Origin of the sequence: Streptomyces sp. NPDC056987, from assembly GCF_042673865.1 — a bacterium.
Lineage (GTDB): Bacteria > Actinomycetota > Actinomycetes > Streptomycetales > Streptomycetaceae > Streptomyces.
In genome coordinates, this window is the sequence record NZ_JBHURV010000022.1 from 108,208 (window position 1) to 134,736 (window position 26,529).

Genomic DNA, 26,529 nt, shown 5'->3' on the forward strand with positions numbered 1-26,529 from the left:
CGGCACGTCGTACGGACGCGCGCCGTGAGGAGCCGGGGGAGAGCGGCAGCGTGCGCCCGGTGAAAGAGGAACTCGGCCCGCGACGGGGTCACCGAGGGAGGGAGGGGCCGGTCAGGCGGCCCGCTGCCGGGTCAGGCGCGACAAGAGGCGGACCACACGCGACCGAAGTCGATGTGGCCGCGGGTGACCAACGGCTGCTGCTTCTGCATGGAGCCAATTGAGCACGGTACGTCCGCCGAAGTCAACATGTGCTCGCACCGTGGGCACCCGGCCCGCCCCGGTCCGCACCGCCCCGCTCCGGTCGGGGCATCACCGGCCAGGACCCGCGTACTTGACACCCGTCCGTCGTACGCCCGTATGCCCGTACGATCGAACGGTGTGCGGCGCCGGCCGGCACGGGCGGGCTGTGCCGCGCGTCCGTGGTGACTCCGGTACGCACCGGCCGTGTTGAGGGACGCGGTACGTGTGACGACGACACCCTGCTCACCAGGTCCGTGCCACACCGACGCATCGCCTGCTCTCCCGATCCTCGATCCCCTGATCCCTGATCCCTGATCTCCTCGATCTCCTGATCTCCGCGGAGCCCTCACATGTCCCTGTCGCCCTCGCTCGACGGACCGCGCGCACCCCTCGCGACCGCCGCACCGGGGAACTCCCCGCAGCCCTCGGCGGAGCCCGGTGAACCCACCCGTATCGTCCCCCGGCGCCACCCCGGCCGCCGGCTGTCGGCCGCCGTCGCCCTGCTGCTCCTCGCGATGGCCGTCCACTCGGTCGTCCGCAACGAACGGTTCCGGTGGGGCGTGGTCGGCCGGTACTTCACCACCCCCGCCGTCCTCGACGGCCTGCTGCTCACCCTCTGGCTGACCGCGGCCGTGATGGTGCTCGGCTTCCTCATCGGCACCTTCCTCGCGGTGCTGAGACTCTCCGCCAACCCCGTTCTCCAGAGCCTGAGTTGGGGTTACATCTGGATATTCCGCTCCACGCCGCTGCTGGTGCAGCTGCTCTTCTGGTTCAACATCGGCGCGCTCTACCCGACCCTGGGCCTCGGCATCCCCTTCGGGCCGGAAATCCTCACCTTCACGACTGTCAACCTCTTCGGGCCCGGTCTCACCGCGCTCATCGGACTGACCCTGCACGAGGCCGCCTACGCGGCCGAGGTGGTGCGCGGCGGCATCCTCTCCGTCGACGCCGGCCAGACGGAGGCCGCCGCCTCGCTCGGCCTGAGCAGGGGGCGGGTGCTGAGCCGGCTGCGCGGCAGTTTTGCACGGGCGGCGCCGCGCTGCGCGTCCGGGTCGCGGCCCCGGGCCGCCGGGGCGAGCCTGGACAGGGGGCCCGAGGCGACGGCGGAGAGGAACGATCCACGTGAAGAGTACGCACGGCAACGGTTCGGCAAGCCACGCGGGCGCAGAGGTCGTCGTGGCCCTCACCGACGGGGCGAAGGAGGACGCGCACGCGGTGTTCAGCGCGCTCCGTACGGCCTACTCCTGCGACCGCGCGGCCGACGACCGCCCGCAGGCGGTGCCCGGAGTGCGCCCGACCGTGTGGATCGCGACCTTCGACACGACGGAGGCCCGGCGCGACCCCGGCACCACCCCGCTGACGGCGCCGGTCGTGGCCACCCTCCAGGGCGGCTACTCGGCGGTGGACCATGTGCGCGAGACCTTGGCCTCGGCCTTCAGCGTCCGTGTCGTCGGTACGGCCTCGGGCGACCAGGAGGAAGAGGTCCAGGTACGCCTGGAGAGCCGGTGACTCCGGGGGCCCGTCGAACGGCCCCCGTCGACGAGCGCCCGCAGACGAGGGCCTCGCGCCCGTCCGTGTTGCGGGTTCGGCCGTTCGGCCGCAACCTGAGGGTGACCCAGACGTGGTTTTCGCTCACGCTTCGTGCTCGGGGACCGCTGGTACACCGTGCTGACGCCGGTACCACGCGGTGCAGCACGTGGGCCCCTCCCGAGGAGCCGGCACCATGACCGTTCCGCCCGACTGCATGTGCACCGGGCGTCCGCACCCCGGACGCCCTTGTCAGGACCGCCGCTACGCGGTCGCGTCGTACACCTCGCCCGAGCACGTGGCGGAGCTCCGGCGCACCGTCGCCGCGCACCTTCGGCACTGGAGGCTCGATCTGCACGCCGAGCCGGTCGCCCGCGGCGTCGCCGAACTGCTGTCCCGTGCCCACCGGCACTCCGGACCCGACAACAGGTGTGTGGTGGAACTCCGTTGGAGCGGCCGCCATCTCACCGCCTCCGTCGAGGACGGCGACCCGCGCCTGCCGCGCCTGCGTACGGCGGGGGACAGCGGACTCGCCCGGGTGGCCGCGCTCAGCGACAGCTGGGGCACCTGTGCCACGGCGGACGGCAAGGTCATCTGGTTCACCAGGAGCGTCCGGGCACCGCAGAACGTGTTCAGGGTGGTCCCGCCGCCCCTCGTACCGCTCGACACCGCGCGGTGTCACTCCACGTCGGCCTCGTCGGCCCCGGGGACGAGATGGACAGCGGCCTCCTCCGCCGACGCGGCCGCGCCGTCGATGCCGACATCAGTGGCGATCATGTCCTTCTCGGCGTCCTCGTGGGCGCCCTCGTCCGGGGCCACCAGCCGCCCGGACCGGTGGTCGCCCACCTCGTCGTCGAGCAGCTCGCCCTCGCCGTACGGCAGGTCCCCGAGGTCGTCCCCGTCCGGCGCGCACACCTCGGGGACCTCCTCGGCGAGCCGCTGATCGAGTGTCTCGCCCGCCGAGCGCTCGGCGGCGGTCGTCCCCCTGCACTCGACGCCCAGAGGCCGTTCGGGCGGCGACCACCCCTCGTCGAAGGGGTCGGAGCCGCGGTCGAGCAGTGTGTCCTCGGCGTCGAGGATGCCCTGGTCGTCGCCGACCTCGGAGCCGTCGGGCTGGTAGACCTCGTCTCCCATCGCCGCAGCGCTGTCGCCGCTCACGTCGCTCTCCGTTCTCCTTGCGCCCCGAGCCAGGACGGCCGTGGCCGCCCTCCGCCTTTCCACCCTCCCACCTCTCACCACCGTGTCAAACGGCGGCAACCGGCCCCCGGGCGCGCCGCCCTGTTGCGCGGTACGGCGAAGCGGGGAAGGGTCCTGAGAAGCCGGGACGGCGGGGGCCGGCGGACCGATTCGAGGAGGAATCACCATGCCCATCGCGACGGTGAACCCCGCCAGCGGAGAGACACTGCTGACCTTCGACCCGCTGGGGGCCGAGGAGATCGAAGCGCGCCTGGCCGCCGCCCACAGCACGTTCCGGGAATACCGCACCACCGGCTTCGACGAGCGGGCGGGGCTCATGAACCGCGCCGCCGACCTGCTGGAGCACGACGAGGCCGACATCGCCCGCACCATGACCACCGAGATGGGCAAGCCCGTCGCCGCGGCCAGGGCCGAGGCCGCCAAGTGTGTGAAGGCGATGCGCTGGTACGCGGGCCGCGCCGCGGAACTGCTCGCCGACGAACACCCCTCGGACGCCGACGTACGGGACTCCGGCGCCGCCCGCGCGAGCGTCCGTCACCGGCCTCTCGGGGTGATCCTCGCCGTCATGCCGTGGAACTTCCCGCTCTGGCAGGTCGTACGGTTCGCGGCCCCGGCCCTCATGGCCGGCAACGTGGGCCTGCTCAAACACGCCTCGAACGTTCCGCAGACCGCCCTCTACCTGGAGAACCTCTTCCGCCGGGCGGGCTATCCGCCCGGCTGTTTCCAGACCCTGCTGGTGGGGTCGGACGCGGTCGAGGCCGTCCTGCGCGACCCCCGGGTGGCCGCCGCCACCCTCACCGGCAGCGAACCGGCCGGCCGCGCCGTCGCGGCGGTCGCCGGCGACGAGATCAAGAAGACCGTCCTGGAACTGGGCGGCAGCGATCCGTACATCGTGATGCCCTCGGCGGACATCGAACGGGCGGCGAGGACCGCGGTGACCGCCAGGACGCAGAACAACGGCCAGTCGTGCATCGCCGCCAAGCGCTTCATCGTCCACGAGGAGGTCTTCGACACCTTCGCCGCCCTGTTCACCGCCGGCATGCGCGACCTGACCGTCGGCGACCCGATGGACGAGTCCACGGACATCGGCCCCCTCGCCAGCGAGCGGGGCCGCGCCGATCTGGAGGAACTGGTCGAGGACGCGCTGGGCCGGGGGGCGACCGCGCTGTGCGGCGGGCAGCGCCCGCAGGAATGCGGCAAGGGGTGGTTCTACGAGCCGACCGTCCTCGCCGGGATCACGGACGCGATGCGGATCCACCACGAGGAGACCTTCGGACCCGTCGCCACGCTCTACCGGGTCAGGGACCTCGACGAGGCGGTGGCGCTCGCCAACGACACCCCGTTCGGGCTGAGCTCCAACGTATGGACGCGCGACGAGCCCGAGACGCACCGCTTCGTACGCGACCTGGAGGCGGGCGGGGTGTTCTTCAACGGCATGACGGCCTCGCACCCCGCCCTCCCCTTCGGGGGCGTGAAGCGCTCCGGGTACGGGCGGGAGCTGTCGGGCCAGGGCATCCGGGCCTTCTGCAACACGACCACGGTGTGGCACGCCCCGGACACCGGCGACCGGTGAACCGCGACGGGACCGGCACGCCCCGTCCCGTACTAGGTTGGTCGCCATGAGTAATCTTGATCGTCAGGCCACCGCCACCGTCTGCGGCGGTCGCGGCTTCGTCGTCGCCGAGCCGGTACGAGAACTCCTGAGCCCCCGCGCGGTCCGGCTGGGTGAGTCCACCGAGGTCCGCAGACTGCTGCCCAACCTCGGCCGCCGCATGGTCGGCGCGTTCGCCTTCGTCGACCACTACGGGCCCGACGACATCGCCGACGAGCCCGGCATGCAGGTCCCGCCCCACCCGCACATGGGGCTCCAGACGGTGAGCTGGCTGCACGACGGCGAGGTGCTGCACCGCGACAGCCTCGGCAGCCTCCAGACCGTACGTCCGCGCGAACTCGGCCTGATGACCGCGGGCCGGGCGATCTCCCACTCGGAGGAGAGTCCCCGCTCCCACGCCCGCTTCCTGCACGGCGCCCAACTCTGGGTCGCGCTCCCGGACGCCCACCGCGAGGTCACACCGCATTTCCAGCACCACGCGGACCTGCCCGTCGTCACCGCCCCCGGCCTGACCGCCACCGTCATCCTGGGCGCACTCGACGGCGCGGTCTCCCCGGGCACCACCTACACCCCCCTGCTCGCCGCGGACCTCGCACTGGCCCGCGGCACCGAGACCCGTCTCCCCCTCGAACCCGACTTCGAGTACGCGGTGCTGTGCATGTCCGGCGAGACGGAGGTCGACGGAGTGCCCGTGCTCCCCGGCTCCATGCTCTACCTGGGCTGCGGCCGCACCGAACTCCCCCTGCGCGCCCGGTCCGACGCGGGACTGATGCTCCTCGGCGGTGAGCCCTTCGAGGAGGAACTGGTCATGTGGTGGAACTTCATCGGCCGTTCGCACGAGGAGATCGAGGCGGCCCGCAAGGACTGGACGGACACCTCCCGCTTCGGCGAGGTACGAGGCTACGCGGGCGACCGCCTCCCCGCCCCCGAACTCCCCCCGGTGGCCCTGAAACCGCGGGGAAGGGTGCGCTGACCCGCGGCACGCGCGGAGCCGCCGCCAGTTGAGGAACGATCGTTCTTGACCAATCGTTCCTCAACTGGCTATGGTCGTGTCATGGGTAGGCCAAGAGCGTTCGACGAGGACGAGGTGGTGCGCGCCGCCGTAGGGTTGTTCGGCAGCCGCGCGTATGACGGTGTGTCCGTCGACGACCTCGTCACCCACCTCGGCGTGCACCGCAACAGCCTGTACAAGACGTTCGGCAGCAAGCGCGGCCTCTACCTGGCCGCCCTGCGCCGCCACCTCGCCGACGATGTCCGTCCCTTGGCGGACGCGCTCGCCGCGGCACCGGACGCCGCGACCGCGCTGCGGCTCGTCACCTCGGCCGACCTCGGTCTGCTGCTGCTCGCGGCGGTCGAACGGGCGCCGGTCGACGAGGAGGTCGCCGCCGAGGTGACGGCCGCGTTGGGCGCCCTCGACCAGGCAATCGCCGACGCGCTCGGCCTCTCCGCCGACCTGGCCGCCGCTCTCACGGCCGCCGCACTGGGCATTCTCCTGCGCGGAAACCCCGAGGGCGTCGGCGCCGCGCTGTCCCAACGCCTCGATTCTCTCGCCTGACAAGGAAACCGACATGGCACTGGTTCACATCGACGGCGACGACCTCGTCGTCGTGATCGAAGGGCTCGGCAAGCTCTGGGCTATGAAGAGCAGCCTGACCATCCCGCTGGTCAACGTCCGTGGCGCGACCGCCGACCCCGGCATCGCAGCCGATCCCAAGGGGATTCGCGCGCCTGGCACCCGCGTACCCGGTCTGATCACGGCGGGCACCTTCCATCTCGACGGCGAGACGGTCTTCTGGGACGTCAAGGACCCGTCGAAGGCCGTCGTGGTCGAACTCGCCGACGAGCGCTACGCCCGCCTGGTCCTCCAGGTCGACGACCCCCGCGCGACCGTCGCGCTGGTCGAGAACGCCCTCATCTGAGCTGAAAGAGGTAGACCGATGTTTTTCCGCTTAGCCGCGGTCGTGCTGGCGTTGACCGTCGTGACCGTCACCCCGGCCGAGGCGACTCCGGCTCTCGTGCCCGCCGCCGACCGCGAGGTCGTCTTCACCGTCGACGGGACGACGACGTACGGGACACTGCATGTTCCCGCGCACCGTGCCGGGCAACGGCTGCGGGCCGCGCTGCTGCTGCCCGGCAGCGGCCCCACCGACCGCGACGGCAACCAGCCACCCGCGTCTCGCCCGGACACCCTGGCGCAGCTGGCCGACGCGCTCGGCAGCGACCAGGTCGCCACGCTGCGGTTCGACAAGTACGGCACCGGCCGCACCGGGCTCGGTGCCTACCGCGACCGCCCGGAGGAACTCGACTACCCGGCGTTCGTCCGCCAGGCGAAGGCCGCCTACGAGTCGTTGCGCGATCAGCCGGAGACCGACCCCCGTGCACTGCTGGTCGTCGGGCACAGCGAGGGCGCGATGACCGGGCTGCTGCTCGGCGGTACCGTCCGCCCGCGCCCGGCCGGCCTGGCGCTTCTGCAACCGCAGGCGATCCGCTTCCTGGACCTGGTCGCGCTGCAACTGCACGCCCAGATAGCCGAGGCGACCCGGCAGGGCCAGTTCACCCCGGAGCAGCAGCGCGCCATCGACGCGGCGGTGGACGCCGCCGTCACCGCCCTGCGGGCACACCGACCGGTCGACACCACCGACCTGCCGCCCGCGGTCGCCCAACTCTTCGAAGCCTTCCAGGGGCCGAGCGCCCTGTTCGTGGAGAGCGACGACGCCGTCTACCCGCCGGACACCGTCGCGGCACTCCGGCCGGGGACCAGGGTGCTGCTGACGTGCGGCACGGACGACGTCCAGGTCCCGTGCTCCACGACGAACGCCCTGACCACCGCCCTGCGCCGCGCACACGTCGAGGGACCGGGCCGGGTGCCGCTGCCCGGAGTGGACCACCTGATGCACGACGCCGACCACCCGGACACCCTCGCCCCCGCCGCGCTCGACGCCTTGCGCCGGTTCACGGAACGCTAGGGGAGGGTCCCTCTTCAGCCGCCGAGAAGTTCACTCTCGATCAGCTCTATGACCGGCCCGTGCGCCAGACCGTCCAGATACACGAAGCGGGCCTGATCGGCGATCGTGGCGTCGAAGGCAACGCGCGGTTCCTCGCCTGCCTCGCGCAGGGCGGCGAGGTGTTGGTCGATGCTCCCCACGACGTAGGCCAGGTGATGCACGCCCTCCCCGGCCGTTTCCAGGAACTCCGTGTACGGAGAGCGGCCGGAGAGCGGCTGGATCAGTTCGATCTCTGAGGCGCCTGTGTTGATGAAGCCGTAGCGGGCCGAGCAGGAGGTCTCCTGCCCGTGGAACCTGGCCGTGGTGAAGTCGAGATCCCTCACCCTTTCGACTTCAACGGACCACCGGCGTTCATAGTCGGCGGCGGCACGGTCGAGGTCCGCCACCACGATGCCTACGTGGAGCAGCGGGGGAAGAGCAGCAGACATGGATATCTCCTCAGTGGATTGCCGAAATGACCCGTCATGACGGAGGCGGTGGCGGCACGGGGACGCCTCGGTCTCCGGCCGGACTCACCACCCGCCGGCTTCGGGGATGATGAGTAGGTGAACTCGGACGTCGTGGCCCGGCTGGGGAGGTGGCAGCGGAACTGGCAGCTTGCCGCAGCCGCAGCAGTGGGCCTATGGATCTGGCTCTATATCGGCGTGGGGATGAAGTGGCCGTCGGCCGACAGGGGCACCTGGTATCTCATCGGTGATCCGTTGGTGGCTCTCGGTTGCCTGACAGCCTTGGTGTGGCGCAGGCGGTACCCGCTGGCTGTCGCTCTGACGGTCGCCGTTGTCTCCAATGCCTCCTCACTTGCCACCGGCGCTGGACTGCTGGCGCTGGCCTCGGTCTCCACCCGCCGGCGCCCGATGGAGATCGGGGCCGTCACGCTCGCCTATCTGACCGCGTCCTACTTCCTCGTCGGGTCCTACCCCGTGCAGAGCCCACCCAACTCGCCCACGTCCTTCTACGAACTCGTCGTCCCACCCCTGATCGCCGGCATCGTGGTGGCCGCGGGTGTGGCTGTCGGTGCGCGACGCGTCGAGGTACGGACCCTGCGGGAGCGGGCACGGAGCACAGAACGGGAACAGAAGGCGCGCGCGGCCCAGGCCCGAGCCCAGGAACGCAACCGCATCGCCCGCGAGATGCACGACGTCCTCGCCCACCGCATCTCCCTGATCGCCATGCAGGCCGGAGCACTCAACCACCGCACCAACCTCCCCGCCCACGAGAACCGGACACTCATCCACGGCATCGCCGACGGCTCCCACCAGGCCCTCGAAGAACTACGCGACGTCCTCGGCGTCCTACGCTCCGGCCCACCCCACTCCGAACCCGCCCAGCCCTCCCTGCACAGGATCCCCGACCTGGTCGCCGACGCCCGCACCTCAGGACTCCACGCCGCCCTCACCACCACCGTGACCGGAACACCACCCGACACCCTCGGACGGACCGCCTACCGCATCGTGCAGGAAGGACTGACCAACGCCACCAAACACGCCCCCGGCGCACACATCCACATCACCCTCGAAGGAACACCCGGCGACCAACTCCACGTCACCGTCACCAACACCCCCGCCCACACCGACAACCCGGCGAAGACCCACCCACCACCATCATCGGGATACGGACTGCTCGGCCTCGCCGAACGCGTCGAACTCGCCGGCGGCACACTCGACCACCACCCCACACCCGACAACGGATACACCCTCACCGCACAACTCCCCTGGCCGACCCCCACCCACGAAACCAACACCTGAACGGACCAGATCCCGGCAGGCAGCGGCCGGCGCGGCCACCCCGTTCAGCCGGCCTTGGCGAGCCGCTTGGTGCTCCGCCGGAAGGCCCAGATGACGACCACCGCGGCCAACGCGGTGAGCGGGGCCCCCATGATGATCTTCGCGGCCGCCAGCCATCCGGTGGAGTCCTTGAGGTAGAGCCACTGCATGACGACGAAGCGGGCGCCGAAGACGGTCGCCGCAGCCAGGGTCGCGACGTAATGCGCGCGGAGCACGGTGCGGTCGGCGCGCCAGGCGTGTTTGCCGCCGTGGAGCAGGTTCCATATGACTCCGGTCAGCGGCCGGCGGGCCACCGCGGAGCAGAAGGTGACGAGGAAGCCCGCAAACGCCGCCCAGATACCAAAGACGAAGAAGTCCTTCGCCGAGCCGGTCCAGGCAACTACCCCCGCGGTGATGGCGATTCCGGCGAGGCTGCCGACCGCCGAGGAGAAGGGCTCACCGCGAGTGAGCCGGAACACCGTGAGCGCCAGCCCGGTGGCGAGCGCGACGGAGACGGTCAGCGGCAACGGCAGGAAGGCGTTGGCGGCCACGAAGATGACAACCGGAACGGTGGAATAGACGAACCCCAGCGGGCCGCCCATGGATTCGAGCGCCGTTGGCTTCGCCGTGGCAGACGGTTGCGTCGTGACCGGAGCCGTTTCGGGCTCGGGAACTCGGTCACGACTGTCGTCAACAAGGGGCATTTCTTCCTCATGTAAAAGTGGGTATGAAGTCTGGAAACCTGAGCCGTGACAACGTGGGAGCGGTACCGGTGAGTTGTGCTCGGCCTGCGGCCTGCGGCCTGTTGCTCGCGCGAGGTGGCGGGCGACGCTGTCCTGATCACCGCCTCACCCCCTTCCCGGGGGTGCGTCATTCGGTCTACGCGGATCAGGACATCCAGCTGAGCGGGGTTGTGCTTGCGTCCGATTGGCTCGGCACCTGCGCAATTCTGTGCCTACGGCGCGGGCTGCGCATCGTCCTGGCGGGCGAAGCCGCCTTAGACCCTGGTCTAAGGCGGCTTCACCCGCCGGCCGTCACGCGCCGCGAGTCGGGCGGTGCAGGTAGGCGCCGACGGGTTCGCCGGCGACCTGGCCCGCCCGCAGGATGTGATGGCCGCGCAGGAAGGTGTCGGTGACCCGGGCGGTCAGCTCGAAGCCTTCGAACGGCGTGTACTCCTGCGCCGACTCCGACTCCGCGGCGCGCACCGTCCAAGGGCGGCCCAGGTCGACCAGGGCGATGTCGGCGTCGAAGCCGGGTGCGAGGCTGCCCTTGGCGCGCAGCCCGTAGCGCCGGGCCGGGTTCCAGGAGGTCAGCGCGGCGATCCGGCCCAGGGGCAGGCCGCGCTTCGTCCCCTCGGTGATCAGGCCCGGGAGGAGGTATTCCGCTCCGCCGAATCCGGACCTGGCGAGGAAGACATCGTCCTCGGGCTCACCGAACTTCACCTCCTCCCGGCAGCACGCGTGGTCGCTGACGACCCAGTCGACGGTGCCGTCGAGCACGTACTCCCAGAGCGCCTCGACGTCCTCGCGGGGCCGCAGCGGCGGGTTGACCTTGCCGCCGAGGCCGTGCGCGGTGGTGATGTCGGCGAGCAGGTGGCCGACGGTGACCTCGCGGCGGAAGTCGATGTGCGGGAACGCCCGGCCCATCCGCACGGCCGCGTCGACCGCCTTGCGGGACGACAGGTGCAGCAGGTTGACGGTCGGCAGCCCGGTCTCGTGCGCCAGGTAGGCGGCGATGGAGACCGCGAGCCCTTCGGAGTGCTGCGGCCGGGAGGCGCTGTAGGCGGCGAGCCCGGTCAGGTCGCCCGCCTTCTCGACCAGTTCGGTGTACGCGGTCATGATCTCGGCGGTCTCACAGTGCAGGGAGAGGGAGATCTCCTCGGCGAGGTGGGGGAAGCGTTCGCGGGCGGCCCGCACCCCGCGCATGACGAACTCGAAGTGCGCGTAGTCGTACCGCTCGTCCTCGGGGATCATCAGGAACGCGCTCTGGTCGGCGGACCTGCCGTGCAGGCCGTGGCTGCCGTAGAACATGAAGATCTTGAACGAGGTGACGCCGAACCGCTCGATCAGGGCGGGAATCTCGTCGATGTGTCCGCGTGACATCGGCGCCAGGTGGAAGCCGTAGTCGACATGCGCCCGGTCGGCGGCGGCGTCCAGCACCTCGGGGAAGAAGTCGGCGTACGCGCCTCCCTTGTTGAGGTAGTACCGCCCGGTCCGCATGTAGGTCAGGGCGGTGGTGACGCCGCCCTGCGCGCACGCGCGGCTCTCGGTGGCCGCGTCCTCGGCGAGCGGATTGTAGATCCCCCAGTGCTGGTGGGCGTCGACGACGCCGGGGAACGCCAGCCGGCCGCGGGCGTCGACCACCCGCCGGGCGCCTTCCGTGGCGATGCCGGGGGCCACGGCGGCTATCCGCCCGCCGCTGACGGCGATGTCCGCGGGCCGCGCGCCGTCCTGGTCGTGGTGGACGACACGGGCGTTCTTCAGCACCAGGTCGTACTCGGTCACGGTGGACTCCGTAAGTTGCCAGGCGGCCCGGGCTCCGCCACGGGCCGGCCGCCGAAGCCGTACTGATCCGCGCTCATGTCCCGGTCACGCGGACCCGGTCACCCGGCTGTCCTCGGCCCAGAAGACGAAGCGCTTCTGGGCGAGACGTACGGTGAAGTGGGCGACGAGCCCCACCACGGAGAGCACCACCAGCACGGCGAACATCCCTGCGATGTCGAAGTTGTAGTTGGTCTGCAGCAGGAGGTATCCGAGGCCCTCCTTCGCCCCGATGAACTCGCCGACGACGGCCCCGAGGATCGAGAAGACGATCCCGATGTCGAGACCGACGAAGATGAAGGGGAGCGCGCTCGGCAGCCGGACCATCCTGAAGACCTCGAACCGGCCCGCGCCGAACACCGTGAGCATCTGGATCCGGTCGGCGTCGGCCGAGCGCAGCCCTTCGATCACGTTGACCAGGATCGGGAAGAACGCGATCACCGCCGCCATGACGACCTTGCTCGTCATGCCGAAGCCGAACCACACGACGAACAGCGGCGCGAGGGCCACCTTGGGCACCGTCTGGAAGGCGACGATGTACGGCATGAACGTCCGCTCGATCAGCCGCACCTGCGCGATCACCGTTCCGAGGACCAGCGCGGCCATCGCGGCGAGGAGGAAGCCGTACAGCGACTCCAGCAGTGTGACCCTCAGATGGCGCCAGAACAACGGGTCGAGCAGTTGGGTCCACAGGGCGTCGGCGATCCGGGAGGGGCGCGGCAGCAGATAGTCGTCGACTCCGAACGCGGGGACCGCGAACTCCCAGACCAGCACGACCAGGGCGAAGACGGCGGGCACGAGCAGCAGTTCGGGGCGCTCCCTGACGGTCCTGGCCCTGGGGAGCCTCATCGGTCGGTCACACCGGCGCCGTCGAAGTGCTTGCGGATCCGCTCGACGAAGACCCCGGCCCGGTCCGAGGCCATGACGCTGAGCGCACGCGGGCGTGCCAGCTCGATGTCGACGATCTCGGCGATACGGCCGGGGCGGGGGCTGAGGACCACCACCCGGTCGGAGAGGAAGACCGCCTCGGGGATGGAGTGGGTGACGAACACGATGGTCTGGCCGCTCTCCCGCCGGATCCGCAGCAGTTCGACGTTCATGTGGTCGCGGGTCAGGGCGTCGAGGGCGCCGAACGGCTCGTCCATCAGCAGCACGGCCGGGTCGTGCACCAGGGCCCGGCAGATTCCGGTGCGTTGCTGCATCCCGCCGCTCAGCTCGTGGGGGTATGTGTCCTCGAAGCCGTCGAGACCGGCCATCGCGAGCAGCCGCTCGGCCCGCTCCCGGTACACCCGGGCGTCGAGTTTCCGCACCTCCACGGGCACCATCACGTTCTGCAGCACGGTGCGCCACGGCAGGAGGGTGGCCGCCTGGAAGACCATGCCCACCTCGGGCAGCGGACCCGCCACCTCGTGGCCGGCGACCCGGACCGTCCCCCGGCTCCCGGGGACGAGCCCGGCGAGGATCTTCAGCAGGGTGGTCTTGCCGCACCCCGAGGGGCCGACGACCGAGACGAACTCGCCGCGCCGGACCGTGAAGGTGACGTCCGAGAGTGCGTGGGTCGGCTCGGACCTGCGCGGCCGGTAGGTCTTGTGCACCGCGTCGACCTCGATCCAGCGGCCTTCGTCCACATCGGGCGCGGGAACCCCGCCCCGGCCCCGCGCGTTCCGGCGGCGTCGGCCCAGAGCACTGATCACCATGGCGGCCTCCCTCCCTGCCTTCCTGACGGTGTGTCCGGTCGCTATCCGGCGGCCTTCGCCTTCTCGATCACGGCCGCCGGGTCGAAGTCGTTCGCGTCCTGGAGCAGGCTGCCGTCCCACACCTCCGGGACCGGGACCTCCTTGGTGATCTGGCCGGACGTCCTGGTGTAGGCGACCGTCCTGCGCCACTCCTCGTCACCGATCGCGCCCCAGTCCCGGAAGCCCTCGGGCTCACCGGTGACCGGGACCGCGGTCTTTATCCACGTTTCAAGGGTCCTGGTGTCGTCGGCGACACGGTCGGCGGCCTTCTTGCCGGCCAGCAGCTGGGGGAAGGCGCGGTAGCCGTCACGCATGGCGGCCCCGGGGTTGACGGCGGAGAAGAGCAGTGCCTTGTACGAGGCGCGCAGGTAGCGCGTCAGCACGTCCTTCTTCTCCCGCAGGGTCTTCTCGGCCACCGCGAAGGTCAGGGAGCGGATGCCTTCGAAGGCATCGGAGTTGTCCAGGTAGCGGAACTCCGTGCCGGTGTTCTCGATCGTGGTGTACGCCTGCGTGAACAGGGCGAGGACGTCGACCTTGCCGGCCTCCAGCGCGGACAGGGCCTGCGCGCCCACCCCGACCGGCAGCAGATCGATGTCCTCGGCCGCGTCCAGCCCGGCGTCGCCCGCGTAGGCGCGGGCGAAGATGGCCGAGCCGGAGGCGAGGCTGATGACACCGATCCGCTTGCCCTTGAGGTCGGCGGGGGAAGCGATCCCGCTGTCCGGCAGGACCGCCATGCGCCAGGGCCAGTTGCGTACCAGGCCGCCGACGGCCTTGACCGGAACGCCCTTCTCCCGCGCGGCGAGGATGGCTCCCGCGTCGGCCGGCGCGATGTCGGCACTGCCCGAGGCGACGGCCTGGACGGCGGCGACCGAACCGTCGGTGTTGATCACGTCGACCTTCAGCTTCTCCTCGGAGAAGTAGCCCTCGGTGTCACCCACCGCGTAGGTGGCGACTTCCTCCTTGGGAGCCATCACGGCCGAGGGGATGGCGAGAGCGAGCGTGGCCCGGACGTCCGGGCCGCCGTCGGCGGACGGCTCGGACGTCGCGGATCCTCCTCCGCAGGCGGAGAGCGCCAGGAGGGCGGCGAGAGCGGCGGCTGCCACGCCGAGTCGTGTGGACTGATTCATGTTCGGCACCTCAATCCATCCGGTGGAGCAAGGGTGTCCGTCGACCGGGATCGGGACCGGGATCGGTCCCGGTCATGGCCAGATCGTTGCCGATGTATCGGTGTGGAGCCCGCGGCCGCGCTGCTCGACGAGGTTCGCTGCGGTATGCGACCCGCTGCGGGCCCGGACGGTCCCGGAGGCTTCCCCCAGCGTACGCCGGAGGCGGGTGCCACCGGGTAACTTTGCCAAAGAGTCCGGCAGTTGACCGCCCGTGAAACGGTACGGGCAGAGCCGGACGCCGTAGCCCCGTCCCGGGCCACCCGCCGCTCCCGCTGTTCCGCGCCAGGTACTTGCCGAGGTGGAAGCAGGTGGTGCTGCCGCCGCGGTGCGGCAACGCGAGGTCAGGACGCGGACATGCCCGCGTCGATCTTGTGTTCCGCGCCCGTGATGTAGGAGGACTCGTCGGAGGCCAGGAACAGCACCAGCGAGGACACCTCGTCCGCCTCCGCGAGCCGGCCGAGGAAGATCTGCGCCAGCGCGTCACCGCCTTCCTCGTCGGTCGCCTCCACCATCATCGGGGTGTTGATGAAGCCCGGGTGCACGGAGTTCACCCGGATGTTGTCACCGCCGTACTCCTGCGCGGCCGCCTTCGTCATCCCCCGGCTGGCGAACTTGCTCGCGACGTAGGCGAGGCTCGGGAAGCCGTAGTTCGCGCGCAGACCCGCCAGCGACGAGATGTTGACGACCGAGCCGATGCCGGCCCGCTGCATCGACGGGATGACGGCCTTCATCCCGAGGAACTGGGAGTGCTGGTTGACGGCACACACCTTGAGGTAGTCGTCCTCGTCGAGGTCCGCCGTCTTGGCTATGGGCCCGAGGATCCCCGCGTTGTTCACGAGCACGGTGATGTCACCGAACGCCGCTTCGGTTTCCTCCACGACACGCTTCCAGTCGTCGTACTTCGTGACGTCCTGCACCGTGTACCGCGCGTTGTCGCCGAGTTCGTCGGCGAGCTCGCGGATGGCCGCCTCGTTGAGGTCGGTGAGGGTGACTTTCGCCCCCTCTTTGACGAAGCGACGGGCGTGCGAGGCGCCCATGCCCTGGCCCGCTCCGGTGATGATCGCGACCTTGTTGTCCAGACGGCCCATGAGAGGACTCCTTCGTCCTTACGGGAACGCGAATTTCGGAACCCAGTACCAAAATACACCTCGGGGTCTCACAGCCTCTGTGGCACGAACGCGGGGCAGGCGCAGGACGACACTTCCGGAGGGCGACGGGGCCGGCCGCGGATCGACGCGGCCGGCCTTTGTGCGCCAGGTCAGCCGGCGGTGCGGCGGCCGGGGGCGTGGGTGGCGGCCAGGAGTGCGGCGCCCAGGGCGATTGCCGTGCCGCTCATCCAGGCGACGGCCGTCGTACCGCTGTTACCGGTGGCGGCCAGCATGCCCGAGGTGTCCGGGGAGGAGGTCCGGGGTGCGCTGATGGTCTGGGTGTGGGGCTGGTTGCCGGTTCCGCCGGTGGCGCCGTCCGGGCCGGGCGCACCGCCGTTGCCCCCGCTGTTGCCCCCGCCGTTCTTCACCCGCACCGTGAACTGGGCGGTGTTGTTGGCCTGGTGGGTGTCGAACGTCAACTCCCCGCCGTACACCGACATGGTGCGCATCGTGGCGCGGGTGGTGGCCGGTGCGTCCTCGGTGACGCGCAGCGTGAACGGCATGTCCACGGCCTGGCCCACGGCGAAGGGCGAGCGGAACGCGCAGAGGTACTGCGGGGCGCCGGGGCGGGGGTCGTCCGTTCCGAGGCCGTTCCAGGGGCGGCAGCGTTCGGGGACCTTCACCGCCGTGGTGCCCTGGGGAATGTCGACCAGCAGCCCGATCTGGGCGTCGGAGGTGAGGAGGTCGAAGGTGGCGGGTCCGTCGTTGCGCAGCTTCGCCGTCAGCGTCACCTCGGTGCCGGGACCGGCCTCGGCGGTGGCGGAGTCGCCGGTGACGGCGAGATCGGCGGTGTTGGCGGCGTTGATCATCCACATCCCCTGTTCCGTCACGGTGCCGGGCGCAGGCGCCTCGCCGTCCGGCACCAGCGTGAGCACGGGTGCTTCGCCGCTCGGGCCGGAGCCCTTGGAGCCGCCGTCGCGCGGGTCCGCGGCGGTACGTACGGCGTCGGCCGGCGGCTTCACCCGGTAGTCCAGGAAGTCGAAGAGCGCCGTCCCCTTGACGTCGAGGCCCACGGGGGCCGACAGCCGGTAGCGCTTGCCCGGTTCGACCGGTGTGCCGATCCGGCAGACGGCGGATTCCAGCGTCCGCCCATGGCCGGAGGGGAGGTCGTCGGACGTGCCGTACGCGCAGTTGGCGAACCGCGGTGCGAAGCCGAGCCCCTGGGTGGTGGTCAGCTTCAGTTCCACGCCGGGCGACGTGAGCGAGCCCATGTTCGCGACGGTGATCGGTGCTGCCAGCGAAGTGCCGGGCTCCGCACCGTCCTTCTGCGGCAGGCGGTTGACGACCAGCTCCATGGTGCCGACGGTGACCTGCACGGTGAGAGGGGCGATCGTCGCGTTGGAGGACGTCGCCGTGAGCCGGGCGGTCCCGGTGGTGCCGAGCGGCGCGTCCGGCTTGGCCAGCACTTCCATGACGCCGCCGGCGAATCCGTCCGCCTCGATGTCCCTGACCGGCCAGGAACACAGGTTCTCGCGGCAGCTGATGCCCTTGACGTCGGCGAAGGCGGAGATGCCGGACACGTCGATGGTGACGACCACGTCCTTGGCGGTGCCACCGTCAGGATCGCCGGGCAGGCCCCAGCTGATCTGCGCCGGGTCGCCCGGGTAGACCAGTGGTTGCGGCACATCGACCTTGTCCCGGGAGACGGTGAAGTTCAGTTCCGGGCCGTACCGCGCGGCGCTGCTGCCCGACGGTTCGGCCTGGGCGGGAGCGCCGCCGAGCCCGACGCCGAGCAGGGCGACCGCGATGGCGGTCAGGGCGGCAAAGCGCCGGTGCCGTCCGGGGAATGACATGTCGCATACACCCTTCCGTTCAGTGGAAGCCTTCTCGCGGATGCCTGGTGTGACAGATGGGTGCGGCGAATGGTTGTGCGGCGTGGCTGTTCCGATCACGCCCGTCGCCATCCGGGCGGTGGGCGCGTGCCGCGTTTCTGCCCGACTTTGTCACCACGATTGGCGTGGTCAGGGGATGGGCGACACCCTCTTACGGGTAACACGCCGTCCGGACCACCCTGTTGGGCGCGGCGGCGGATGGAACGACGGAGGATTACGGCATGCGCAAGACGCTGCGGGAGCGGCTGCGGTACTGGTTCGACGGAACGATGGACCGTGGCACCCCGGCGTTGATCGGCTGGCTCGGGCTGGCCTCGTTGGCACTGATCACCCTGGTCTCCAGCGCGGTGGTGGTGCTGGCCCACAAGGACACGGAGGAGAACGGCGGCTGGGCGGGCGTCGTCTGGATGAGCCTGCTGCGCACCCTCGATCCGGGCACGATGGGCGGGGACACCGGGCAGCCGCTGTTCCTGATCCTCATGCTCACGGTGACCATCGGCGGGATCTTCATCGTCAGCGCGCTGATCGGAGTGATCACGACCGGCCTGGAGACCCATATCCAGGAACTGCGGAAGGGCAAGTCGCAACTGATCGAGCGCGGGCACACCATCGTGCTCGGCTGGTCGGACCAGATCTTCACGGTGATCGCCGAGTTGGTGGAGGCCAATCAGAGCGAGCGGCGCTCCTGTGTGGTGATCCTCGCCGACCGCGACAAGGTCGACATGGACGACGAGATCCGGCGGCGCATCCCGGACACCGGGAAGACCCGGGTGATCTGTCGCTCCGGCAGCCCCCTGCAGCGCGAGGACCTGGAACTGGTCAGTCCGGACACCGCCAAGTCGATCATGGTGCTGCCGCCGCTCACCGACGACAGCGATATCGATGTCATCAAGGTGCTGTTGCTGCTCAACAACCGCAGATGGCCGGAGCGGCGCCCCACCGTGGTGGCCGCGGTGCAGAACTCCACCAACCTGGCGGCGGCCCAGCTGGCCGCGGGCGACGCGGCGCTGGTGATCGACGTCGACGACATCGCCGTACGGCTGATCGTGCAGGCCCACCGGCAGTCCGGGCTGTCCACCGTCTTCAACGAACTGCTCAGCTTCATGGGCAACGAGATCTATCCCTGGAGCGAGCCGGCGCTGGCCGGTGCCACCTACGGGGAATCACTGACGGCCTTCGAACGCGGCATCCCCATCGGCCTGCAGCGGGAGGACGGGAAGATACACGTCAACCCGTCGATGGACACCGTCGTCGAGCGCGGTGACCGGCTGCTGATGGTCGCCGAGGACGATCTGCTCATCGAGCGGGCGGCTGCCCCGCCCGCGATCGTACGGTCGGCGATCACCACGGCCGAGGCTCCGGAGCCGTTGCCCGACCGGACGTTGATCATCGGCTGGAACCCCCGTGCGGCGGAGATCGTTTCACTGCTCGACCGTCTGGTGCAGCCCGGCTCCGCGGTGGACATCGCGGCCCCCCGGCAGCCGCGGGAGGACCTGACCGGGCGACTGGACAACCTGACGGTCGGCTTCAAGCACTGCGCCCCCGTCAGCCGGCCGTCGCTGGAATCCCTGGAGCTGGACAGCTATCGCCATATCGTGGTGCTCACGGACGACACGATCGATCCCGGCCGGGCCGACGACCGCACCCTGGTCACGCTGCTCCATCTGCGGGACATCGAGATCCGGCTCGGCGATCCGTACTCGATCGTCACGGAGATGAACGACGACGCCAACCGCGAGGTCGCGCAGGTCACCAAGGCCGACGACTTCATCGTCAGCACGAAGGTGATCAGTCTGCTGCTCACCCAGCTCAGCGAGAACCGCCAGCTGGACGCGGTGTTCGCCGACCTCTTCGACCCCGAAGGCTCGGAGATCTACCTCAAACCGGCGCCGAGCTATCTCCTCCCGGGAGCCGAGGCGAACTTCGCCACCGTGATCGAGGCGGCCCGGCAGCGCGGTGAGACGGCCATCGGTTACCGGCTCGCGGAGCACAGCGACGAACCGCCGCTGTACGGGGTGAGTCTCAACCCGTCGAAGACCGCGCCGCTGACCCTGCGCGAGGGCGACACGGTCGTGGTGCTCGCGGAGGACTAGGGCTGCCTTCAGAGAAGCGGCGGTCGGCCTTTGCAGGGTCCTCCACTCTTTGATTACAAATCGGTCACCACTCGTGCGCATCTGTCACCTGATGCCTACATCCCCCGTTACGGTCATCGCTCACGAACCACCTCAGGGGGACTCATGTCGAACAATCCGCCGTCGCAGCCGACACCTTGGGGCCGGTCACCCCGGACAGGCGCCAACCCGTACACCGCACCGGGTTCGCCCAACCGCCCCAAGTGGACCCGGAAGCGGGTCCTCCTCCCGGCCGCCGGGCTCTTGTTCCTCGTGGGTGTCGGCATCGGTGCGGGCGAGGAGCCGGCCCGGTCCGAGCAGGCCTCCAGCGTCGAAGCGGCCCCCGCGGTGACGGTCACGGCGACCACGACCGAGACGGCCGCACCTGCGCCGGCGGTCACCGAGACCGTCACGGCCGAGCCGAAGCCGGCGCCGGCCGTGACGGTGACGGAGACGGAGACGGTTGAGGTGACCGCCGAGCCGGCTGCCGACGGTGGCGGCGGCAATGACGAGTCCGTGTACTACAGGAACTGCGCCGCCGCCCGAGCCGCCGGCGCGGCGCCGGTGCGCGCCGGGGATCCGGGGTACGGGCGTCACCTCGACCGCGACGGAGACGGCGTCGGTTGTGAGTAGGCCGGGCCGGCCGCGCGGTGCGCTCCCGGGGCTGGGCTGGCGACCGCCCGGCGCCCCGGCGTCGCACCGAGCGGCTCAGCCCCTCCCCGAAGAGCCTCCGGTCCCTGGAGAGCCTCCGGACAGCGCCGACAGGAGGAGCCCGGTGAGGTCCTGGCGCCGTTCCTTCCCGAGCACGGATTCCAGGGCGGCATCCACTTCGGCGTAGGCATCGCGCCCCGCCCGCAGGAGTTCCTGGCCGGTTGGCGTGACATGGAGTTCCGCGGTGCGGCCTCGTCCGGGGTCCGTACGGCGCTCGACGGCGCCGCGCTCCTCCAGTTGCCGGACGGTGGCCTGGGCGCTCTGCGCGGTGATCCCCGCCCGGCGGCCCAGTTCGCTGTAGGACATGCCCGGCTCCCTCAAGAGGTGGCCGAGGGCCGAGAGATGACGCAGCGTGTAACCGGTTGGCTTGAGGGCCCGTTCGACGTCCTCACGTGCCCGCCGTCCCAGGGCGGCGAGCAGGAAGGCGGTGCTGGTGGGCGGTGGCTGGGCGGTCACGACTCCTCGTTCCTGCTCGGAAAGTTTCAGCTTGACTTTAACTGGAGTTCCGGGCAGTCTCCAGTTCCGGCGGGCGCGGCGCGGGACCAGCCTCCGAGTTTCAGGTCAGCTGAAACCTGGGGAGGGGTCTTGCAGTGCCCCTCGCCCCCCGTGGCAACGAAATCGGGGTGATTCCGACGGGCCGTCCGGTGGACGCCCGGTGATCCGGATGAAGTGAGATGACGGAGATGAAGCTTCTCGTGGTCGGCGCCAACGGCGGCCTGGGCAGGCAGGTGGTCACCCACTCCCTGGAGCGCGGACACCAGGTGACCGCACTCGTACGACGGGGTGCGGAGCGGGCGGAGACGCCGGGGCTGCGCATCGTGGAGGGGGCTGTGGGCGATGACCTGGCAGCCGTACGCCGCGCCGCCGACGGGCAGGACGCGATCGTCGGCGCACTGGGCAATCCGCTCTGGCTCAAGGCGCGTACCGGCTCCGCGGTGATGGCCCGGGCCGCCGCAAATCTGGTGGCCGCCATGCATCTGCATCAGGTACGGCGTATCGCCATGCCGCTGGCCTGGGGGAGCGGCGCCTCACGGCAGCACACCGCGTGGCCGCTCAGGGCGCTGACCCGGCTGCTCATCCGCCGTGACTACCAGGACTTCGACACCGCGGAGGCGATCCTTGCCGCCTCGGGGCTCGACTTCACCATCGCCTACTTCGGCTCGCTGACCGACCGGCCCGCCTCGTCCGCCTGGTCCGCCCACCCCGATGTGAAAACCCCCTCGCCCCTGGCGATCAGCCGCGCCGACCTGGCTCAGTGTCTGCTGAACGCCGTCGAATCTCCCGGCCCCACCGCTCACCGCCTCTCGGTCAGCGGCGCGCTGAAAGGATGACGCACCCATGAACCTCGCGGGCAGGACCATTGTGCTGACGGGGGCGAGCTCGGGGCTGGGCGCCGAGGCCGCCCGCCTGCTCGGCGCCCGAGGCGCCGCACTGCACCTCGTGGGCCGCGACGAGACACGTACCAGGGTCATCGGCGAGGAACTGCGCGCGCCCACCTACACGGCCGACTTCACCAGCCTGTCCGAGACCCGCGGCCTGGCCGCGCGGCTGGCCCACGCCGTGCCGAAGATCGACGTACTGGCCCTCAACGCCGGAGGCGTCATGCCCCCGCACCTCACCGACGACGGGATCGACGCCAACTTCCAGGCCAACGCCCTGGCGCCATGGCTGCTGATGACGCTGCTGGCCGGGCGGCTCGGCACCGGCCGCGTCCTGCTGACCACCTCCCCGTCACACAACAACGCCGTCCTTTCCCCGCACAACCTCGCCGCCACCCTCGCGGGCGAGCCGCGTGTGTCGGGCCACCGCACCTATGCCCGGGCCAAGCTCGCCGCCGGAGTGCTGCTGCGTGAGTTCCACCGCCGCAACCCGGGCGTGGACGCCGGCGACTTCCATCCCGGCATCATGGCCTCGGACTTCGGCCGGTACATGGGCCGCACGGGCAGCCTGCTGAAGACCGCCGCCCGCCCGTTCATCGGCTCACCTCGCCAGGGCGCGGAACGGCTGGTCGAACTGGCCGCTCGCCAACAGGCCCTTGCCGGCGCCTACTTCGTCCACACCCGGCGCGCCAGGGGTTCCGCCCAGCTCCACAGTCAGGAACTCGGCGCGGCCCTGTGGGAAGCCGCCGACCGCGCGACCGCATACGGCGGCGGACAGGAGCGGTGAGAAGGTCCGCCCACATCGTGCGCGGGACCGGCGCTCACAGGGCGTTGAGTGCCCGTACGCGATTGCCGAGCGCGCGGCGACTGACGGCCGCGGCGGGATCGAACGTGTCGAAGGCGTGGGGAACACCGGGGTACTGGATGAGCTCGACCGGTACCTGGCACGGCTGAGCCGTTGTGCGTACGCGATGTTCTCGTCGCGGAAAAGGTCGAGCTGGCCTGTTTCGATGTGAGCGGGCGGCAGCGGGGGAGCGTCATCGGTTCCTCTTTCGTCGCGTCACTACGTAAGGGCCGCCCCGGAGAAGCGCCGGGCCACCCGTCGGCCGGCGTGGCCCTGTCTCTTGAGTTACAGTCTGCCTGAAACATTCTTTCAGTCAAGCTGTAACTCACCGGGAGGGGCCGCATGGCCAGCGATCTCCCCGTGCCGATAGGGGTGCGGGCGCAGGAGGTGATGGTCGGACTGCTGGGCCGCCTGCCGGGCCGGGTGCGGTCGGCGATGGCGGGACCGGAGATCGTCGTGGACGGTGAAACGCTGGCCGTCGATGCCCGGTTGCTGATCCGCTCCCTCGGCGACAAGGAGTCGGCTCTGGTGGTCGAGGACTCACCGGAGCTGTCCCGCGCGGCACTGGAGCGCAACACACCGATGCTCCGGGCCGGCCGACGGCCGACGCGCGCGGTGACCGTGTCCGAGGTATGCCTGAAGGGCGGGCAGCACGCCCTGGAAGCGACCTTGTACGAACCCGCGTCCTGCCGCGGAACGTCGGGTGCGCTGGTGTTCTTCCACGGTGGAGGCTGGGTGATCGGCAGACGCGCCGGGTATGACCACGTGGGACGCTTTCTCGCCGAACACACAGGCCACCGGGTGCTGTCGGTGGACTACCGGCTCGCCCCCGAGGCCCCGTTCCCCGCCGCGGTGGACGACGCGCTGGCAGCGTTCGACGACACCGTCACGCGGGCCGCGGAATTCGGCATCGACCCGACCAGGATCGTGGTCGGCGGGGACAGCGCGGGGGCCACCCTCGCCGCGGTGACCGCCCGCCGTGCCGCCGGGCGCGAGCACGGCCCCGTACCGGCGGGGCAGTGGTTGCTGTATCCCGCCACGGACCTGGCGACTCGTCACCCGTCCCGGGACACGTACGGCCAGGGTTTCCTGCTCACCGACGACGACATCGTCTGGTTCCGGCACCACTACCTTCCCCCGGGAGTGGACCGTACGGATCCGCTGGTGTCGGTCGTCCACGGCGAGGTCGCCCCGGACACACCGCCGGCACACCTCGTCACGGCGGGATTCGATCCACTGCGTGATGAAGGCGAGTCCTACGCCGACAAGCTTTGCGCCGCGGGTGTCCCGGTCACCTCCGTCCGCGAAGGGGACCTGCCGCACGGCTTCCTGCCGTTCGTCCATCTCGGCCCCCGGTTCGACCAGGCCGTCACCGCGAGCGCTCACGCGCTGCGCCGGATGCTGGGCTGACCGCTCTTTCCCTTTCCCACCCGGGCGCCGTCCCACCGACCGCGCTTCCCGGCCAGACAAGGACGTGTGCCATGCACGTACAGATCGCGCTCTACGACGGCTTCGACCCCTTCGATCCTTCTCATCGGTACTCCGGTGGAGCCCTGCCATGAACGGCTTGCGCGGACGGGTGGCGCGGTGGTGAGCGGCACCCGCGCGGCGATGCCACCGTCCGCACACGAGGGCCGGACCGGACCGCTCATCGGTGTGCTTGTGGTGGAGGCGTTCGTGATGTTCCTCAACGAGACCGTTTTCAGCGTGGCGCTGCCGACCCTCACCTGGGACCTGTGCCTGACCACGGCAACCGCGCAGTGGGTGATCAGCGGGTATCTCGTGGCGATGGCGATCGTCCTGCCGGTCACGGGATACCTGCTCGACCGGTTCTCGGTACGGCGTATCTTCGTCGGTTCATTGACCGTCTTCATCGTCGGAGCGCTGATCGCCACCCTCGCCTCGGCCGGTCCCGCTCCTGACTCGACCGGACTGCGTGTCGCCTTCACCTGTACCGCGGGCGTCGGACTGGTCCTGGCGGGGCTGGCGCCCCTCACTCGTAGGATGAGTCATGACCGTAACGCGTTTGTCTCCTGACAGCATCGACGAGGCCGCCCGTCTGATCGACCCCGCCTTCCTCCGCACCCCCCAGTTCCCGGACCCCTCGCTCTCCCGCGCACTCGGCCGGGACACCGTGGTCAAGGTGGAGACACTGAACCCGCTCCGCTCCTTCAAGGGCCGCGGAGCGGACCTCTTTCTGCGGCAAGCCGCGGTCGCGCGGCATGTCGTCTGCGCCTCGGCCGGCAACTTCGGCCAGGCCATGGCGTATGCCGCACGGTCCCGCGGAATCCCGGTGACGGTGTTCGCCGCCCATGACGCCAACCCCGCCAAGGTGGCGCGGATGCGGGAGCTGGGCGCCGAAGTCCGGCTGTCGGGAGCCGACTTCGACGCCGCCAAGGACGCGGCCCGGGCGTACGCCGGCAGCCGCCCGGAGTCCGTGTTCGTGGAGGACGGCGACGAGCCGCTCATCGCGGAGGGAGCCGGCACCATCGCCGTGGAGCTGGCCCGGCTCGGTGTCGACGCCATCGTCGTCCCGGTCGGCAACGGCGCGCTCATCAGCGGCATCGGCTGCTGGACGAAGGCCCGCTCACCCCGCACCCGGATCATCGGGGTGTGCGCGGCGGGCGCCCCCGCCATGGCGACGAGCTGGCGCACCGGCGTGCCCGAGGCCACCGGTCCGGTGGACACCATCGCGGACGGCATCGCCGTACGGGTGCCGGTGCCCGCGGCGGTGGCCTGGATGCGCGAGGTCGTCGACGATGTCCTCCTCGTCGGCGAGGAGGACATCCGGCGGGCCCTGCGGTTGGTACGGGACACCCTGGGCCTGATCCTGGAACCCTCGGGCGCGGTCGGCATCGCCGCCGCACTCCGCCACGACCTCGGTGGCGCTTCCGTGGCCACGATCCTCACCGGCGGCAATTTCTCCCCCGCCCTGCTGCGGGAGCTCGCCCCGGACTCGGCACGCACGGACCCGGCACGCACGGACCGTACGGCTTCCCCGACGATGAGATGACATCACATGCCATGTCAGGAATCAGTTGCTGATTGGCAGTTCTGCCCGGGAGTCGAACCGTGCCAGGGACAGTCACTGTGGCTGTATGACGATCAGTAACGCCTCAGGGCTGTCCCTTCCGGATCTCGCCTCCTCGCCGCTCCGCCGAGCCGCCGTGGAGCATGTCCTGGAGATCGAGGCCGCCTCGACAGCGCATCACAGCCTCCGTAGCTATTTCTTCGCTCTCAAGACCGCCGAATTCCGCCAACTGCGCCGGGACGTCGACTACGACGACGACACGCTGCCCGCCGCGGGGTCCCGTCCGGGGTGAGGGACACCGTCCGGGACGCGATCGCCCTGCACACCAGTCCCGGCATCGCACAACGCCGCGGTACCGTCTGCGACCTCGTCCGCCTCGGCACCGGGGCCGACTTCGGATACGAGTCCGACTACGTCTCCGACGAGGAGGCCGCTGTGATCAATGAAGCGTTCCCACGGCTGGACATCAACACGGCCATCGGCCAGTTGATCACCGAACAGGCGAGGCGCAACCGCGCCGTCAAGGCGCCGCATCTTTCGGCCGGGGACTACTTCTACCGTTCCGTTCACGGGTTCGACATGAGTTTCGTGTCCCGGTGGGGCGCGGTCTGAGGATGGCGTGACCGCAGAGCAAACCCCCGGCCCGAAGGAGTTCTTCGGGCCGGGGGTGTCTCACGCCGAGGCGGC

General features: G+C 70.4%; 26 protein-coding genes and 1 pseudogene. 17 read left to right on the forward strand and 10 right to left on the reverse strand.

The window, feature by feature from the left end; genetic code table 11:
* Positions 1-590: 590 nt before the first annotated feature.
* Positions 591-1,250, forward strand: a pseudogene (locus ACFTZC_RS24590) (ABC transporter permease subunit); the annotation flags it as partial.
* Between the two features lie 112 nt (positions 1,251-1,362).
* Positions 1,363-1,749 carry a hypothetical protein gene (locus ACFTZC_RS24595; protein WP_382893133.1) on the forward strand — a complete coding sequence of 129 codons (387 nt, stop codon included), beginning with the start codon at positions 1,363-1,365 and terminating at the stop codon, positions 1,747-1,749.
* A 696-nt stretch (positions 1,750-2,445) separates the two neighbouring features.
* Here the strand turns inward: ACFTZC_RS24595 and ACFTZC_RS24600 are convergent.
* Positions 2,446-2,901 (reverse strand): DUF5709 domain-containing protein, encoded by a 456-nt coding sequence (locus ACFTZC_RS24600; RefSeq protein ID WP_382893229.1) that lies wholly within the window; start codon positions 2,899-2,901, stop codon positions 2,446-2,448.
* 229 nt (positions 2,902-3,130) lie between these two features.
* Here ACFTZC_RS24600 and ACFTZC_RS24605 point away from each other — a divergent pair, with 229 nt between their 5' ends.
* The 5 genes from ACFTZC_RS24605 to ACFTZC_RS24625 all read left to right on the forward strand — a co-directional run bounded on the left by ACFTZC_RS24605 (position 3,131) and on the right by ACFTZC_RS24625 (position 7,542).
* Positions 3,131-4,537, forward strand: a complete 1,407-nt coding sequence (locus ACFTZC_RS24605) for an NADP-dependent succinic semialdehyde dehydrogenase (RefSeq protein ID WP_382893135.1) — start codon at positions 3,131-3,133, stop codon at positions 4,535-4,537.
* Between the two features lie 46 nt (positions 4,538-4,583).
* Complete coding sequence (locus tag ACFTZC_RS24610) at positions 4,584-5,549, forward strand: pirin family protein (RefSeq protein ID WP_382893137.1); 966 nt, start codon at positions 4,584-4,586, stop codon at positions 5,547-5,549.
* 81 nt (positions 5,550-5,630) lie between these two features.
* Entirely contained in the window at positions 5,631-6,131 is a 501-nt protein-coding gene (locus tag ACFTZC_RS24615; protein WP_382893139.1) for a TetR/AcrR family transcriptional regulator, read from the forward strand.
* A 13-nt stretch (positions 6,132-6,144) separates the two neighbouring features.
* A complete protein-coding gene (locus tag ACFTZC_RS24620; protein ID WP_382893141.1) occupies positions 6,145-6,495 on the forward strand; it encodes a hypothetical protein in 351 nt (116 codons plus the stop codon).
* A gap of 18 nt (positions 6,496-6,513) precedes the next feature.
* A complete protein-coding gene (locus tag ACFTZC_RS24625) occupies positions 6,514-7,542 on the forward strand; it encodes an alpha/beta hydrolase (RefSeq protein ID WP_382893143.1) in 1,029 nt (342 codons plus the stop codon).
* 14 nt (positions 7,543-7,556) lie between these two features.
* Here ACFTZC_RS24625 and ACFTZC_RS24630 read toward each other — a convergent pair whose 3' ends face one another.
* Positions 7,557-8,009, reverse strand: a complete 453-nt coding sequence (locus tag ACFTZC_RS24630) for a VOC family protein (protein WP_382893144.1) — start codon at positions 8,007-8,009, stop codon at positions 7,557-7,559.
* 117 nt (positions 8,010-8,126) lie between these two features.
* On the opposite strand from ACFTZC_RS24630, the gene ACFTZC_RS24635 reads away from it, so the two are divergent.
* The gene (locus ACFTZC_RS24635; protein WP_382893146.1) at positions 8,127-9,326 is read left to right on the forward strand and encodes a sensor histidine kinase; all 1,200 of its coding nucleotides are present in this window, start codon (positions 8,127-8,129) and stop codon (positions 9,324-9,326) included.
* A gap of 44 nt (positions 9,327-9,370) precedes the next feature.
* On the opposite strand, the gene ACFTZC_RS24640 is transcribed toward ACFTZC_RS24635, so the two are convergent.
* The 7 genes from ACFTZC_RS24640 to ACFTZC_RS24670 all read right to left on the reverse strand — a co-directional run bounded on the left by ACFTZC_RS24640 (position 9,371) and on the right by ACFTZC_RS24670 (position 17,727).
* Entirely contained in the window at positions 9,371-9,946 is a 576-nt protein-coding gene (locus ACFTZC_RS24640) for a DUF3159 domain-containing protein (RefSeq protein ID WP_382893148.1), read from the reverse strand.
* 432 nt (positions 9,947-10,378) lie between these two features.
* Positions 10,379-11,848: a dihydroorotase family protein gene (locus ACFTZC_RS24645; protein ID WP_382893150.1), complete on the reverse strand. Its 1,470-nt coding sequence runs from the start codon at positions 11,846-11,848 to the stop codon at positions 10,379-10,381.
* A gap of 84 nt (positions 11,849-11,932) precedes the next feature.
* Entirely contained in the window at positions 11,933-12,733 is an 801-nt protein-coding gene (locus tag ACFTZC_RS24650) for an ABC transporter permease (RefSeq protein WP_382893152.1), read from the reverse strand.
* On the reverse strand, positions 12,730-13,581 hold the full coding sequence (locus ACFTZC_RS24655) for an ABC transporter ATP-binding protein (RefSeq protein ID WP_382893154.1): 852 nt from the start codon (positions 13,579-13,581) through the stop codon (positions 12,730-12,732). Before ACFTZC_RS24655 ends, ACFTZC_RS24650 begins: the two co-directional genes overlap by 4 nt.
* Positions 13,582-13,622: 41 nt before the next feature.
* Positions 13,623-14,747 (reverse strand): ABC transporter substrate-binding protein, encoded by a 1,125-nt coding sequence (locus ACFTZC_RS24660; protein ID WP_382893156.1) that lies wholly within the window; start codon positions 14,745-14,747, stop codon positions 13,623-13,625.
* 380 nt (positions 14,748-15,127) lie between these two features.
* Positions 15,128-15,874 (reverse strand): SDR family NAD(P)-dependent oxidoreductase, encoded by a 747-nt coding sequence (locus ACFTZC_RS24665; protein ID WP_382893158.1) that lies wholly within the window; start codon positions 15,872-15,874, stop codon positions 15,128-15,130.
* Between the two features lie 170 nt (positions 15,875-16,044).
* Entirely contained in the window at positions 16,045-17,727 is a 1,683-nt protein-coding gene (locus ACFTZC_RS24670) for a hypothetical protein (RefSeq protein WP_382893159.1), read from the reverse strand.
* 260 nt (positions 17,728-17,987) lie between these two features.
* On the opposite strand from ACFTZC_RS24670, the gene ACFTZC_RS24675 reads away from it, so the two are divergent.
* Positions 17,988-19,859 carry a potassium transporter TrkA gene (locus tag ACFTZC_RS24675; RefSeq protein WP_382893161.1) on the forward strand — a complete coding sequence of 624 codons (1,872 nt, stop codon included), beginning with the start codon at positions 17,988-17,990 and terminating at the stop codon, positions 19,857-19,859.
* 144 nt (positions 19,860-20,003) lie between these two features.
* Positions 20,004-20,510: an excalibur calcium-binding domain-containing protein gene (locus ACFTZC_RS24680; RefSeq protein WP_382893166.1), complete on the forward strand. Its 507-nt coding sequence runs from the start codon at positions 20,004-20,006 to the stop codon at positions 20,508-20,510.
* Between the two features lie 75 nt (positions 20,511-20,585).
* Here ACFTZC_RS24680 and ACFTZC_RS24685 read toward each other — a convergent pair whose 3' ends face one another.
* On the reverse strand, positions 20,586-21,044 hold the full coding sequence (locus tag ACFTZC_RS24685) for a MarR family winged helix-turn-helix transcriptional regulator (RefSeq protein WP_382893168.1): 459 nt from the start codon (positions 21,042-21,044) through the stop codon (positions 20,586-20,588).
* 218 nt (positions 21,045-21,262) lie between these two features.
* Between ACFTZC_RS24685 and ACFTZC_RS24690 the strand changes: the two genes are divergently transcribed.
* The 7 genes from ACFTZC_RS24690 (at position 21,263) to ACFTZC_RS24720 (ending at position 26,454) form a co-directional block, all read left to right on the forward strand.
* Positions 21,263-21,919 carry an NAD(P)-dependent oxidoreductase gene (locus ACFTZC_RS24690; RefSeq protein WP_382893170.1) on the forward strand — a complete coding sequence of 219 codons (657 nt, stop codon included), beginning with the start codon at positions 21,263-21,265 and terminating at the stop codon, positions 21,917-21,919.
* Between the two features lie 7 nt (positions 21,920-21,926).
* On the forward strand, positions 21,927-22,754 hold the full coding sequence (locus ACFTZC_RS24695) for an SDR family NAD(P)-dependent oxidoreductase (RefSeq protein WP_382893172.1): 828 nt from the start codon (positions 21,927-21,929) through the stop codon (positions 22,752-22,754).
* A 399-nt stretch (positions 22,755-23,153) separates the two neighbouring features.
* Positions 23,154-24,221, forward strand: coding sequence for an alpha/beta hydrolase (locus ACFTZC_RS24700; RefSeq protein WP_382893174.1), 1,068 nt, complete (start codon positions 23,154-23,156; stop codon positions 24,219-24,221).
* A gap of 180 nt (positions 24,222-24,401) precedes the next feature.
* Positions 24,402-24,848 carry an MFS transporter gene (locus tag ACFTZC_RS24705; protein WP_382893176.1) on the forward strand — a complete coding sequence of 149 codons (447 nt, stop codon included), beginning with the start codon at positions 24,402-24,404 and terminating at the stop codon, positions 24,846-24,848.
* Positions 24,823-25,824 (forward strand): threonine/serine dehydratase, encoded by a 1,002-nt coding sequence (locus ACFTZC_RS24710; RefSeq protein ID WP_382893178.1) that lies wholly within the window; start codon positions 24,823-24,825, stop codon positions 25,822-25,824. The genes ACFTZC_RS24705 and ACFTZC_RS24710 overlap by 26 nt, the downstream gene beginning before the upstream one ends.
* Before the next feature lie 85 nt (positions 25,825-25,909).
* Positions 25,910-26,134, forward strand: coding sequence for a hypothetical protein (locus tag ACFTZC_RS24715; RefSeq protein ID WP_382893180.1), 225 nt, complete (start codon positions 25,910-25,912; stop codon positions 26,132-26,134).
* Entirely contained in the window at positions 26,131-26,454 is a 324-nt protein-coding gene (locus ACFTZC_RS24720) for a hypothetical protein (protein WP_382893181.1), read from the forward strand. The genes ACFTZC_RS24715 and ACFTZC_RS24720 overlap by 4 nt, the downstream gene beginning before the upstream one ends.
* The last annotated feature ends 75 nt before the right edge of the window (positions 26,455-26,529 follow it).

What these genes read in the sequence shown, in the direction of transcription:
- ACFTZC_RS24600 (WP_382893229.1), bottom strand. Translation starts at nt 2,901, where the DNA reads ATGGGAGACGAGGTCTACCAGCCCGACGGCTCCGAGGTCGGCGACGAC.
- ACFTZC_RS24605 (WP_382893135.1), top strand. Translation starts at nt 3,131, where the DNA reads ATGCCCATCGCGACGGTGAACCCCGCCAGCGGAGAGACACTGCTGACC.
- ACFTZC_RS24610 (WP_382893137.1), top strand. Translation starts at nt 4,584, where the DNA reads ATGAGTAATCTTGATCGTCAGGCCACCGCCACCGTCTGCGGCGGTCGC.
- ACFTZC_RS24615 (WP_382893139.1), top strand. Translation starts at nt 5,631, where the DNA reads ATGGGTAGGCCAAGAGCGTTCGACGAGGACGAGGTGGTGCGCGCCGCC.
- ACFTZC_RS24620 (WP_382893141.1), top strand. Translation starts at nt 6,145, where the DNA reads ATGGCACTGGTTCACATCGACGGCGACGACCTCGTCGTCGTGATCGAA.
- ACFTZC_RS24625 (WP_382893143.1), top strand. Translation starts at nt 6,514, where the DNA reads ATGTTTTTCCGCTTAGCCGCGGTCGTGCTGGCGTTGACCGTCGTGACC.
- ACFTZC_RS24630 (WP_382893144.1), bottom strand. Translation starts at nt 8,009, where the DNA reads ATGTCTGCTGCTCTTCCCCCGCTGCTCCACGTAGGCATCGTGGTGGCG.
- ACFTZC_RS24640 (WP_382893148.1), bottom strand. Translation starts at nt 9,946, where the DNA reads ATGGGCGGCCCGCTGGGGTTCGTCTATTCCACCGTTCCGGTTGTCATC.
- ACFTZC_RS24650 (WP_382893152.1), bottom strand. Translation starts at nt 12,733, where the DNA reads ATGAGGCTCCCCAGGGCCAGGACCGTCAGGGAGCGCCCCGAACTGCTG.
- ACFTZC_RS24655 (WP_382893154.1), bottom strand. Translation starts at nt 13,581, where the DNA reads ATGGTGATCAGTGCTCTGGGCCGACGCCGCCGGAACGCGCGGGGCCGG.
- ACFTZC_RS24660 (WP_382893156.1), bottom strand. Translation starts at nt 14,747, where the DNA reads ATGAATCAGTCCACACGACTCGGCGTGGCAGCCGCCGCTCTCGCCGCC.
- ACFTZC_RS24665 (WP_382893158.1), bottom strand. Translation starts at nt 15,874, where the DNA reads ATGGGCCGTCTGGACAACAAGGTCGCGATCATCACCGGAGCGGGCCAG.
- ACFTZC_RS24670 (WP_382893159.1), bottom strand. Translation starts at nt 17,727, where the DNA reads ATGTCATTCCCCGGACGGCACCGGCGCTTTGCCGCCCTGACCGCCATC.
- ACFTZC_RS24675 (WP_382893161.1), top strand. Translation starts at nt 17,988, where the DNA reads ATGCGCAAGACGCTGCGGGAGCGGCTGCGGTACTGGTTCGACGGAACG.
- ACFTZC_RS24680 (WP_382893166.1), top strand. Translation starts at nt 20,004, where the DNA reads ATGTCGAACAATCCGCCGTCGCAGCCGACACCTTGGGGCCGGTCACCC.
- ACFTZC_RS24690 (WP_382893170.1), top strand. Translation starts at nt 21,263, where the DNA reads ATGACGGAGATGAAGCTTCTCGTGGTCGGCGCCAACGGCGGCCTGGGC.
- ACFTZC_RS24695 (WP_382893172.1), top strand. Translation starts at nt 21,927, where the DNA reads ATGAACCTCGCGGGCAGGACCATTGTGCTGACGGGGGCGAGCTCGGGG.
- ACFTZC_RS24700 (WP_382893174.1), top strand. Translation starts at nt 23,154, where the DNA reads ATGGCCAGCGATCTCCCCGTGCCGATAGGGGTGCGGGCGCAGGAGGTG.
- ACFTZC_RS24710 (WP_382893178.1), top strand. Translation starts at nt 24,823, where the DNA reads ATGACCGTAACGCGTTTGTCTCCTGACAGCATCGACGAGGCCGCCCGT.
- ACFTZC_RS24715 (WP_382893180.1), top strand. Translation starts at nt 25,910, where the DNA reads ATGACGATCAGTAACGCCTCAGGGCTGTCCCTTCCGGATCTCGCCTCC.